Here is a 12,970-nt window from a genome sequence, read left to right on the forward strand (position 1 = left end):
CTGTAGGCAAATATTGAAAACCAACATCATGATGAAAATTATTGGCCCGAACGCTAGCTTGCTCCAGCTTTTCATCCCAGCGCCATGCAGCTTCCTTATAATGCTCTTTCCCCGTCATATCATAGAGAATCCAAAGAATTCCCGGCCAGAAACCTGATGTCCACCAATCAATCCGCATGTCGTCATATAGTCCATCTTCCTTGGCTACATGAGGAGATTTCTCTCCGAGCTGCTCGATCATCCGATCGACTTTTACCTGCAGGGCTTCCCATACTTGGGGCATAATTTCTTCAAACTTCTTAGCACCATTCCATGTTGCTGTTTGATTTACACTCATCGCTTTTAACCTCCTATTAATGGTTTCAACCCTTTGTTATTACTACCTTGGTAACCGTAGGCATTCCTTCGCAAGCCGCACTGATAACAGATGTATACTGGCGCTGCCCATCATGGCTGTTATCCGACTTTGAAAGAAGAGAGGACGCCGGACCGCCTGCACTCACAAAATCTGTCACTGTAATCCCAGCTGGTAAACCGCCAAAAGGATCCACATAAATCCCTGCTCGGCCTGAAGCAAGCTGTGTAAGCCTTGAACCGTGAATCGTGCCCAAGTTATCCAGCAGCTTTCCGTCACCAGCTAGTCCAAACCGGACAAAGGACGCTGCATCCGGGCAAAATACACCTGCCGCATCATACGCGAGCACTTCTGCATATACCCGACCGTCTTCCAGCGTTTCTGTTGTTAGCTCCAGCTGCACCGGCTCGCCCCACGACTCCGTTTGATAACGGAAGCTCAGCTCGTCGCTCACAACAACACCGTCACGAACCGCTTCCACGCGCAACTGGTTCTCACCTGCACGAAGTTCCGTCTCCCAACGCAAGCCTGCGCATGGGAAATCTTGTGAGTTGCGGCGCTTCACGCCAAGGCTTTCGCCGTTGAGGAACAATTCCACTTCCTCCGCATTCGAATACACCTTGATCATCTTCCGCTCACCCGCAGCACCCCAGCGCACCGGCATGGTATGACCATATAAGCGCACCATCGGTTTCTCCGACCAATACGATTGGAAAACATAATATGCTTCTTTCGGCGTCAAATCCCGTTCAACGATCCCTTTCATATTCAAATAAGGAATTGGCGAATCCGGCCGCACCGGTGTGGAGAAATCCTTAAACGACCACTGTGCCGCTCCCGTCAACCAGCTCATATTCTCTTGCGATTTCAAGTACCAATCGATCATTTCGCAGAAGTACGTCTCTGACCAATCACCGTCACGAGACACGCGTGGCTCGCCGCCAGTCAATAAATAGTCCCCATCACGCTCATCGGTTGCACCTTCGGATTGCTTCATAAATGTAAAGCCCGTGTACGCTTCCTCGACATGCCGTGTCGGCAAATTATCTGCGCCCCATTCCATATGGAAGAAGGAATCCACATTTTCGAAGGCTGTTTTACTGCTTGACTCATAGTCCGTATAGACGCCGCGGTACCAACCTGCCCAGATCGAAGGCGAATAAACATCAATGATATCCTTGCAAAATTCACAGCGGCGAATCGACGTTAGACGGCTGGGGTCTAATTGATGCGACAGCTCATGCAATTCTTTCATGAATGCACGGATTGCCTGCTGATCGAAATAGTCAAAATCACATTCCCAATCGTTCTCATTGCCAAGTCCCCATAGGATAATCGAGGGGTGATTGTAATGTTGTTCAATCATCGCTGTGAGCATGTCGATACACTGCTTGCGGTATTCCGGTCCGCCAAGTCCGCCTCGGCACCAAGGAATCTCTTCCCAGACAAGAAGCCCTAGCTCATCGCATAAGTCAAGCACAATTCGTGACTGTTGATAGTGGCCAAGGCGAATGAAATTAGCGCCCATGTCTTTGATCAACTGCATTTCTTCACGAATTAAATCCTCACTCATCGCCGCCCCTACACCTGCATGATCTTCATGGCGATGTGTTCCGCGCAGCAGAAGACGTTCCCCATTGAGCTTAAATGGTCCCTGCTTTACAAATTCAAAACTGCGAAAACCAAAAAGCTCTGTCACCACGGTTTCGCCATCTTCACAAACCAGCGCCACGGAGCAATCATATAAGTTCGGCTCAGTCACCGACCATAGATGTGGTTGCGAAACTTCCACAGCAACTAGCTCTTTCTCCCCCTGCCAGGCAGGTAAAGTGACTTCAGATTGCCCGATAACTACGCCATCCTGCTGCTTTACCGTGATTGTCAAAGTAACATTTCCTGCAATCGCATCCGGATTGTAAAGTTTAGCACGCACTTTGACTTTCCCGTTCTCCGCTTTTCCACCAATAATCTCATCCAAATCAGTTTGCACATGCACGCTGGACAATGAGATCTGCGGCACATAAACAAGGTTCAAATAGCGGTACACCCCGCCATACAGATTGAAATCGCTTGCATCAGAGGGGATCGTCTCTAGCTCCCTACTGTTATCGCACGCAATTGCCACTGGAACCTGCCCCGCATAACGCTCTATTTCCTTGGCCCGCTCCACGGCCTCCGTGATATCAACGGTAAATTCATCGTAACCGCCAAGATGCGAATCCACCTTCTCCGTGTAAACATACACATCCGTCCGCTGGCCAGCACCTTCAAAATGCAGCAATGTCCTTCCCTTCGGATACGGATTCTCGACCTCCAGCCTGCTTCGATACCAGCCTTGTCCTTGATAGTACTTGCTATCTGGGTCCATTACATCGTATCCATTGTAGGTGTGGGGAAGTGTGACCGTTTCCCACGGCACGTTATAGTGATTTTGCAGCTTATCTGCCCGCCAAACCTCCCAAACGCCGCCTAAGGATCCGCGATAATGCTCCCAATTTTCGTTTAACCTGCATTTTTTCATGAACGAGTCGTTCCTCCTCTAGCTGCTCAATAACCTACCCTCATCGTACCAAAAAAAAAGCGAATAATGTTTAGCCCTCTTATGATAAAATGTTGTTAGATTACGATGAGGAGTTTTCGTTATGAAGCTAATGAACTACATGAATTTAAATGTTCATCCCGTGCAATTATCGTTTTTCAAAAATAGAACGCATGAGTTTGAGGAAATCTTTCACGCCCACCAGGGGATGGAACTTCTCATCGTCCATGAAGGTAGAGGCATCGCCATAATTGAGCAACAAATCGTTGAAATGACGCCGGGGGCAATCTTTTGCTTTCGACCGTTTCAGCTGCATCGTCTTCGTATGTATAACCTTCCGCAGGAAAGGTATGTTCGCTCGCTTTTTGTTCTTGAGCCAGCCGTTCTTGAGGCAGCGCTTGCTGCCTTTCCATCGCTGCAAGAATTCTTGCGCAAAATGTGGAAAGATCCGTTGTCTCCACAAACATTCCAGTGTTCAGATCTGACGGAACTAGAACAATTATTCCGCCTTTATGCGCCTAGAATAGAGGCTGCTATTGATCAAGGCACTGAAAGGCTGCTTGAAGAGCAGCTGCTGTTCCTAACTGCCTTTATCCACCAAGTGCGCACAGGGTTTGAGTCGACAATTACCTCTCAAACAGAGCTTACGCAAGTGCATCCGCGCAAAAGCTCAACAACGGCTGAGCGCATGCTCTCTTGGATTGAAGAGAATTATAGCAAGCCGTTCAAGCTGGAAGACCTAGCACAAGCGGTTCACCTTACACCGAACCACGTGTCTGCTACCTTCCGGCAATCGATAGGCAGTACGATTACCGAATACTTGACCGCCAGACGTATACGTCAGGCTTGCTGGCTGCTCAAAACAACCGACATGTCTGTTCAAGACATTGGGGAAGCCGTTGGGCTCGGCAATTTTTCATACTTTTGCCAGCTATTCAAAAAACACGTCGGCTACACGCCATACACGTTCAAAGGGATGCATCGTTATGAGGATATTGCTTCATTAAGTCAAGAGTAGCCCGCTCTTTCCATAAGAAAGTCCCACAAAGTCAGAACTTCGCTTGAGTTGAGTTGGGTTGGGTTGGGTGACATTTAACACATTGGACGAAATCCAATGCACACAGTGATTTGGAGGCTCGATTAGCGATCCTATTGGATGAAATCCAATGAGATCGCTAAATCATGATGCTATAGCGCCAAAACTTTCAGTTTCATTGGATTTCGTCCAATGAGATGAGCAATTTAGGTGTCCTTTTGGAGGTTTCATTGGATTTCGTCCAATGCAATCAACAACTTAGGTGCCTATTGGGGGGGTTCATTGAATGCTTGCAGATATTTACAAATGAAATCATGCTGTTCTAGCACTGTACAGATGTTTTACATGGCAACGGTCTCCACAGCCGCGAGATTCCATCACTTTCACGACGCTGTGCCGAATCAAAAAAGCTGTCCCAAACGTAGAAAATTCTACCTTTGCGACAGCTTTCTTCTATATATATGTGTTTCACATATCTAACTCATCCGGCACATAAATCGATGACTTAGTAAAGGTGCTCTGCATTATATATCTGAATCGCAGGACCCCTCCGTTTCAAAATTGACGCTTCTGGTGAATAGAAGAATGGTCTTTAATTTGCTTCGCTAGCTGCTCACCTTCTCGCAGTGCTTCTTCCAGAGGTAAGGCTAACGCTTTATTCGGATTGGAATGACCGACATGTTCTTTCCAAGCTGCACTTAATACCTTCTGGTGCTGCCTAACAAGCTGAAAAAAAGGCGAGCTCTCTGGCTGATCAACGAACGGCGGAATGGTCTTATCGTTCACATGAAATAAATGACGGAGAAGCGCTTCGGCGATTAACCAATGGCCGTCAGCCCGAGGATGAATCCCGTCTCCTGAGCGATAGCCAGCATCGTTCATTCGCATCTGCTCTCTTGCTTGCAGCAGTGGATCATAAATATTGATCACTTCATCAGCAATCCCATCCTGCCAAAGCAACCAACGCGTGTACGTTCTAAGGACATCGTTGTAATGCTCATATGGAGTCAAGTAGCTGTATGCTTTTACATCATGCCCATCAGCCAGAAGGGTCTCTCGACTTATGGCTGATGAGTCAAATGGCGGAGGTGTCATAATGATAGCCTTGGCACCGCTTGAACGGACGAATCGGATAGCTTCAAGCAGCCCCTTTTGATAAGCTCGAAACCTTGCTTCGGAATAAGGCGAATAGATCCCATCGTTCATGCCATATCCTAACACAACCCAATCGGGTTTACTTACCGACAACGCACGTTCGATCCGTTCATGGACACAAGGTCGCGGAAATGGATGATCTTCCTCTGTCAAACCCGAAGCTGTCTCACTAGGTACACCTAGGTTAATAAATGTAAATAGCTGATCAGGGAAGCGCTGAAGCAGGCAGGCCTCTACATAGGCAATATACGTCCCTTCAGCAGTTATACTATCCCCTAGGAAAAGGATTCTCTTTTCTTCCGTCGTCATTTAATCGCTGCCGTATCGTACGCTTTTTGGAGAATTTCAAGATATCTGCTTAACTTCAAGTTGTCTAGACCTTTCACGTAAGCGTCCCAATCCTTGTTCAAATCTTTGTTCCCTGTAATAAATTGGAGCGCGCTTTGCTCGATATAGTTCTTGATGTTGGTTTGAAGAATGCTCGCCTCATCTGTCAGCGCCGGATCGATCCAAATTGCCCACATCGGGAACAGTTCTTTCGGTTCATGCCCTTGGTACAGCAGCGTTGCATCGTACAATCTGCGTTCGTAATTGGCGGAATCGTAGACATCCGTCCCTTGTACAATGCTGTCGCGATATTCCTGCGGTTGGTAGAAATGGCCCATGCCGCTCCATCCCGCGTTACGAGGCGGCTGCCCGTCAATCGCAGGAATCGTTGCGATTTGCGGTGTAACGCCTTTGCCAAGCGCCACTTCGCCTTCCTTCGGCTTTCTCCAGTCAATGCCTTCCATGCCGGATGCCGCATTCGTCTGACCTTCCATGGTGAACATGTAATCGACCATTTTGATTAAAGTAACCTGTGCTTCTTTGCTCGCTTTATTCGTGATGACGAATTTCGCACCCGGAATTAGGCCTCCTCCATCATGCGTCGACAGTGAACCGTGAGGTCCTGTTAGAGGCGGAACCGGGTTATAATCAGCTGAGTTTTTGTTGCCTTTATCAATATTAACGAAGATAGCTGGATGCATGCCTGCGCCTGCACCAAGAATTTGGCCTGACCCGTTCTCTCCAATTTTCTTAAAAGCTTCCGCATTCTGAGTAAATGCACCTGGATCAATCAAACCTTCGTCATATAAGGATTTAATATAGGTAAGACCTTCTTTCCATTCCGGCTTATTAGCCACTGTATCCGCTTTCCCGTTAACTAAGTTCAAATAATTTCGGTCATCATCATAGATGAATCCGTCCATCAGAAATGGCATGACGCGCACGCCGAAATCCTCAGTCGAGCCGCTTAGAGGAACTTCATCCGCCTTACCATTGCCATTCGGGTCATTCTTTTTGAAGGCTTGCAGCACCTTTTTGAAATCCTCTGTCGTTTTCGGCATCTCAAGGTTCAACTTTTTCAGCCAGTTTGTGTTGATCCACATTTTGTTCGGGTAAGAGCAGTGGAAACACTGCGTATAGGAGCCAAGACCATAAATTTTGCCATCTGGCGCTGTAATAAAGCTTTTGAACGTGGCATCCTTCTCCATGGCCGCTTTGATGTTAGGAGCATATTGGTTAATCAAATCATTAAGCGGCAGCAAAACACCTTGTTTGCCGAACTTCAGAAGATCCGCTTGTGAGAACTGATCGATATAGGCTGTTAACATATAGGCTTCCGGATAATCGCCGCTCGCTAACGAGATTTGGCGCTTTTCTTTGGCACCGTCATAGGGGATAACATCGAACTTGAACTTCGCATTAAATTTACTTTCCAAATGTTTCGTGAACAGGTTCGTGTTCAAATCAATATCGTTCGCCTGCTGCGCAAAAACGCTGATTTGTACAGGCTTGCTTGCTTGCCCGGCGCTCGGCGAAGCTGTATCTGTAGAAGGTTTTGACGATGGCGAAGTCGATGCCTCTTGTGTACTCGTGCATGCGGCAAGAACCATACTGAACATTATGATGAAAATCAAAGTGCTGACCGATCTTCTTTTCAATGAAATCCGCTCCCTTTACTGATTTGAAAAGCTAACTTATAGGTTCATTCTTAGCCTGTAAGTTTTGTCGATCACCCCTTTCAATTCTGCAATGCATCGCCTTATCCCTCTTTCCGCTACCCTTTAACAGACCCAACCAACATCCCTTGAACAAAATAACGCTGTACAAATGGGTAGATGATAAGCACTGGAATCGTCGCAACAACGATCAGCGAATATTTCAGGAGCTCAGCTAGCTGCTGTCTTTCCACCAGTTTCAAGGCATCTGTCGCATTCGAGCTGTTGTTCAGAATAATGATGCTGCGCAAAATGAGTTGAAGTGGAAACAACTGAGCTGTTTTGAGATAAATAAGCGCATCGAAATAGGCATTCCACTGGCCCACCGCGTACATGAGAAATAAAACAGCAATGATTGGTTTGGACAACGGAATCACGACACTCCACATGAATCTGATGTCACTGCAGCCGTCAATCTCACTCGAGTCAATGAGTTCATCAGGGATCGAGGTTTGAAAAAACGTTCGGGCAATGATGACTTGCCAGACCCAGATCGCATTGGGAATTATCAAAGCCCATCTTGTATCAATAAGTCCCATCTGCTTCACGACTAAATAAGTAGGAATAAGCCCTCCGGTAAATAACAACGTGAATGTCACTAACATCATAAGGACATTGCGACCTTTAAATGTTTTACGTGACAGCGGATAAGCAATCATGATCGTAAGCGCTACCGAGATCAGGGTGCCCACTGCTGTATAAAACAAGGAGTTCGCGTAGCCGGTGATGATTTTGGGATTATCCATGAGCTGTGCATATCCTTTTAGAGAAAATTCCACAGGCCATAACCACACACGCCCCGACGTCACAGCCGCTGGTGAACTGAAGGAGGAGCTAAAAATATAAATCAGCGGATATAAAACGATCACTAAGAGAAGACTCAGGATCACATAAAGGCTAATTACAAATAACTTGTCGCCCGCTGACTCTCGGATCGTTGTTTTCATGGTGTTCATTGCATGGTTCCTCCATTCTCACCAAATACTCGTATTCGAGAGCCGCTTCGCTACCCGATTTACAACAACAAGCAGGATTAAGTTGATACAGGAATTAAATAAGCCAACCGCCGTAGCAAAGCTATAGTTCGCGTTCAATAGGCCGATTTGATACACGTAAGTAGCTATGATTTCTGAATTTATTTTGTTTAGCGGGTTTTGCAGCAAATATATTTTTTCGAATCCTAGTGACATGATACTGCCAACGTTCAGAATAAAAATGATGGTGATTGTCGGCAGAATGCCTGGCAGATCAATATGGCGGATTTTCTGAAACCGCGATGCTCCATCCACTTTGGCTGCTTCATATAACGAAGGATCGACACCCGCCAGCGCAGCCAGAAAGATAACGGCGGAATAACCAGCCGTCTGCCAAATATCCGACCAAACGTAGATCGAACGAAACATCCCCGGTTGCCCGAGAAAATTGATCGAATCCATCCCGAGATAATTCATAGCCACATTCACGAAACCAAGCCGTGGAGCAAGAAACAACATGATGATGGAAACCATGACAACAGTGGATATAAAATAAGGTGCAAACGAAACTAATTGCACAAAGCGCTTAAACTTGCCATTGCGTATTTCATTCAGCGCCAGCGCTAATAAAATAGGAATTGGAAATCCGGCAAGAAGTAAATATCCGCTAATAAGCAGCGTGTTTTTGATCAGGGTCCAGAAGATTGGATTCTCAAAAAACAGCTCAAAATGCTTAAAACCAACCCATGGGCTTCCCCATATCCCCTTGGTCACGTTGTAATCCTTAAAGGCCAGAACGGCATTCAACATTGGATAATATTTGAAAATAAGAAAAAATAAAGATGGTGGAATCACGATCAGATACAGCTGCCAATGTTTGATAAGACTCTTTTTCACATGCTCCCTCCTACAATCCGATAAAATGTGATAGCGCTTTCTATATGGCTGATTATAGGTGGTTGCCGAGGTTGTCGTATAGGTACATTTGCGTCAAATTCCGAACATAAAGCCCGAAATAGGCAGGCCATTTGCTTTATTGAACGTCCATTTCGTCTGTTTTAGCCTATTTAAACCAAAAAAACCTAACCGCCTCGGCAGTTAGGTTTATGGTCATTCCTCGACAGATTGTCGGAACGAGCTTGGCGAAACACCCATCACTCGCTTGAAAGCCCGGCGGAAAGAATGCGAACTGTTGTAGCCGACATGCGAAGCAATTTCGTCGACGTTGTACTGGTTCCTTTTCAGAAGACTAGCCGCGTGATCCATTCGAACTTTCTCCAGCTGGTCAGATAAATTCGTCCCCGTCACCTCTTTATACAGCTGGGAGATGTATTTCTCTGGCCGTTCCACATGCTCCGCAATTCGGTATAAATTAAGATCAGGTTCTGCATACCTAGCTGCGATAAATTCATTAATTTGTTTCACCGTTCGAGAGTGAGCATCGTTCTTTTTACTCGTAATGAGGCCGCACATATCTGCAATTATCTCATTTATTTCTTGGGAAATAAGTTCAATGGAATCGCTGGTCACAATAGCAATTATGCGATTTTTGATTTTCTCGAACGAAGGGGATTCCATGATTGCCTTCTGGTCGAGCAGCTTGAGCAGCGTTCCCTTCAGTTCCCCGATGAACTGGTGTTTCATCTCCATGGAAAGCTCGCGATATTCCGTGTTTTGCTCAATCATCGACTTGACGATACGCCCCGCTTCCTCTTCATCGCCTGCCCTAATTGTACTTATCAATCGCAGTTCCAAATCGATGGGATAATAATAGGTATTGCTTTCAATTCGTGTATCACCCAACCATACGATTCCTTTTTTGTTCATATAAATAGCGTTTTCTAATGCCTGCCTTGCTTGCTCGTAGGAACGGCTAACCTCCATAACGGAGGTAAAGGGATCGCTTAGCCCAGCCGTTATCGTAATCCGATATTCACCAAAAGCCAGATTAACTAGCCTGTTCACAAGCTGCTCAACATCATCTTTACTAACTTCCTCCCCAGCTTCTTGATCTCCAGATGTAAAGAGGAGAACCAAGCGATCCGAACCCAAATCGGTCATATGAACCTGCACACGGCTTTCATCCTCTATCAAAATTTGCTTCAGGATCAATCTGGCTGCGCTCAGTTCATTAAGAATTTCAACACTTTCCATGTCGGAGTACCCATTGATTTGCAGAATACCTGTGTATCCGGAGTTGAAGCTGACACCGGTATCCGCCTGTGCGGCCGCAGACATGATTTCTTCTCGGGTTTGAAATTCGCCTGCAATTAGCCGCTTGTAGAACGCATCCCGGATCAATGGGAGCTGCCGTTTGAGCTCGGATTCCAAGTGCTTGCTGTTCATCAAAATATTCGAAATGTTGCCCTGTATAAAATCATATTCATTACGTGCAAGCGCCGCTTCTTTGCCAAAATGCTCTTTCATTACCTGAAGCAGTCTAGTAATTGGAAGCGTATTGCGGTACGAAAGCAAGTAGCCTACAAGAAGGCCAATCAGCAGGGCAGCCCCCGTCACTGACCAAGTGATGTATTTAATTTTATTCGCATTCTCCATTAAAACGTGTCTAGGAATTCCCGTACTGTACACCCAGCCTGTTGTCTTGGAACGAATTTTGATTACGAGATCATCCTTGTAGAATTGGCTGACCGACTCTTTGTCGAACTGCGGATCGGCCGAGAGCTGCTCAATCTCAGGTTGGGTTATTCCCTGAAGACTAATCGTATGTCCTTGCGCATCACTAATGTACATCCAGCTTCCCGCTTCATTTCGCAAGCCTGATAACACGCTGTTAATCGTTTTTTCATCTATAATCGTAACCACTGTAGCCGGAGAAGAATCACTAAAGCTGTCTAATGGAAGCGATTGCATATAGGTGATAACAGAAGTTTGTGTCCCGCCATTAATGAAAGGACTCAGCGGCATGATTTCACTGCTATGCGTTTTTTCTAAAATCGTCCTTTTCCATTCCTCTAATGAAAGATTGTTGTAATGCGAAGTCTCATAATAATGTTCCGGTCGAAAATAGGCATTGCCAGGGGTCACAAGCACGTTAAAATTGGTGAAATAAATAAAAAAGTGCTTCAAAAAGTCATTGGTCTGACTATAAGCCTTAATATCCCTTGATATTTTCCAAATCCCATACACATTGGTTTTCTGATCCACTACGCTTTCATTCAAAAGCACACTTAAATCTTGATTTAGAGCTAGCTGCCTGGTGAAGCTCTCCACCTCAGCCATTCTGCGCTCCAAAATTTCCTGACTCTTTTGCAGCTGCGTCACATTATTATCAATCGAGATGGATTGCGTGACAGCAATTGAGGTGCGATATGACATATACCCCGCAATGCTAGGAATGATTAAAATAAGGATGTATGAAAAAAGAAACTTCCGAAACACACCTGAGAACTTGGGCACCGGTAACTCCCCTTTCTATGAGAGCGCTTACTCCCAACTCATTATATAAAATTAGGGCATCATCGCCTAGGGTACACTTAGGCTGGCTACCATACAAATTTCCCTTTTCAAGCAAACACAAGTTGTTTTCGCTGAAATAAAAAACTCACTTCAACAGAAGTGAGCGAGCGCTTATCTCGATTATCGATCAATCAATCCAAGGGTAACGTCACCTCAAACCGCGTCCCGAAGCCTTTGCGGGAGGTAGCTGTTATTGTCCCTTTGTGATTCTCGATAATGCGATAGCAAATTGATAAGCCCAGTCCTAATCCATTCTCTTTGGTTGTAAAAAAAGGGTTTAGAATTTGATCCAATTCTTCCTTGGTCATGCCGATGCCATTATCTTCAATGCTGATTCTAAAGCTTTGATTGTCATGTGCCAATTCTGCGCACAGCTGGATGGTCCCATTTTTCCCTATCGATTCGATGGCATTTTGGAGAAGATTAATAAGCACCTGTTTGATTTGAGAAGGGTCAATCATCGCAACCGTTAAGGCGTTATCCGTGGTCGCCGTAATCGAGCTATTTTTCAGAATAGCCTGGCTATCCATAAATCGCACGGTATCTTTGAGAAATTCCTGCATATTCACGGCTTTGCGTTCCGGGGTGCTTGGCTTGGCCATAACGACAAAATCGGATACAAGCTGCTTCATGCTCTGAAGCTCTGTTTCGATTAAATGTACGTAACTCCATAATTTCATAGGATCGTTAGACTGTTTGCTCAGCTGAAAAAAACCAATGATGGCCGTAAGAGGGTTCCTAATCTCATGCGCTAAACCCGCCGCGAGTTTGCCAATGGCCGAGAACTTCTCCGAATTAATCCACTGCCGCTCCAAGATCACACGATCTGTAATATCGCGAAACTGAGCAAAAGCACCCAGCAGTTCACCGTGTTCATTCAGGATGGGCAGCACATCAAAGAGACACACGTTTTCTTGATCCAAAGAATAGCGAAAGGTAAGCTCGATATTCTCGCTTTGTTTGCGATATTTCAGAGCTTGATAGAAATAGCTGCCAAAATGTTCAAATGGGAATACTGGTGTGCCTGTCACACTCTTCCGGTTCCTTCCCGTAATTTTCTCCGCGTACGCATTAAATTCTGTGATGATCCCTCGTTCATCCGTCATAATGATCCCATTGCGCATATTATTCACCACGAGCTGCTGGATCAGGTTCTGATTATGATTAGCGAGGCGCAGTGACAACTCACGCTCAATAGAATCTACCATATTAGCTAGCAGTGCTAGATAAGTAGGATGATGATGTTCTACTGACGTCATGATTGAAATGGCACCTGATAAGTTGTGGAAATTGGAAAAATGGAAGGGAACGCAATAACAGGCGCTCTCCTCCAACATCATATGATAATGCTCTTTCCCGATAATCTGAATGGGCTTTTGTTCAAGCAGAGCA

At 45.7% G+C, this 12,970-nt stretch carries 8 protein-coding genes and 1 pseudogene; 1 reads left to right on the forward strand and 8 read right to left on the reverse strand.

The window, feature by feature from the left end; all coding sequences use genetic code 11:
* A pseudogene (locus AC1DUA_RS05565) lies at positions 1-337 on the reverse strand (glycoside hydrolase family 88 protein); the annotation flags it as partial.
* 25 nt (positions 338-362) lie between these two features.
* Complete coding sequence (locus AC1DUA_RS05570; protein WP_477498775.1) at positions 363-2,876, reverse strand: glycoside hydrolase family 2 TIM barrel-domain containing protein; 2,514 nt, start codon at positions 2,874-2,876, stop codon at positions 363-365.
* 121 nt (positions 2,877-2,997) lie between these two features.
* On the opposite strand from AC1DUA_RS05570, the gene AC1DUA_RS05575 reads away from it, so the two are divergent.
* Complete coding sequence (locus AC1DUA_RS05575) at positions 2,998-3,912, forward strand: helix-turn-helix domain-containing protein (protein ID WP_477498776.1); 915 nt, start codon at positions 2,998-3,000, stop codon at positions 3,910-3,912.
* Positions 3,913-4,485: 573 nt separating this feature from the next.
* Here the strand turns inward: AC1DUA_RS05575 and AC1DUA_RS05580 are convergent.
* The 6 genes from AC1DUA_RS05580 to AC1DUA_RS05605 form a co-directional block, all read right to left on the reverse strand.
* On the reverse strand, positions 4,486-5,394 hold the full coding sequence (locus AC1DUA_RS05580; RefSeq protein WP_477498777.1) for an SGNH/GDSL hydrolase family protein: 909 nt from the start codon (positions 5,392-5,394) through the stop codon (positions 4,486-4,488).
* Positions 5,391-7,070: an extracellular solute-binding protein gene (locus tag AC1DUA_RS05585; RefSeq protein WP_477498778.1), complete on the reverse strand. Its 1,680-nt coding sequence runs from the start codon at positions 7,068-7,070 to the stop codon at positions 5,391-5,393. Before AC1DUA_RS05585 ends, AC1DUA_RS05580 begins: the two co-directional genes overlap by 4 nt.
* Before the next feature lie 116 nt (positions 7,071-7,186).
* Complete coding sequence (locus tag AC1DUA_RS05590) at positions 7,187-8,083, reverse strand: carbohydrate ABC transporter permease (protein WP_477498779.1); 897 nt, start codon at positions 8,081-8,083, stop codon at positions 7,187-7,189.
* Between the two features lie 18 nt (positions 8,084-8,101).
* Entirely contained in the window at positions 8,102-8,998 is an 897-nt protein-coding gene (locus tag AC1DUA_RS05595; protein ID WP_477498780.1) for an ABC transporter permease, read from the reverse strand.
* Positions 8,999-9,211: 213 nt separating this feature from the next.
* Positions 9,212-11,518, reverse strand: coding sequence for a helix-turn-helix domain-containing protein (locus AC1DUA_RS05600; protein WP_477498781.1), 2,307 nt, complete (start codon positions 11,516-11,518; stop codon positions 9,212-9,214).
* A gap of 191 nt (positions 11,519-11,709) precedes the next feature.
* Positions 11,710-12,970, reverse strand: a 1,261-nt coding sequence (locus AC1DUA_RS05605) for a two-component system sensor histidine kinase NtrB (RefSeq protein WP_477498782.1), incomplete at its 5' end; no start/stop codon positions are given.

The organism is Paenibacillus sp. 01T422 (assembly GCF_056398785.1).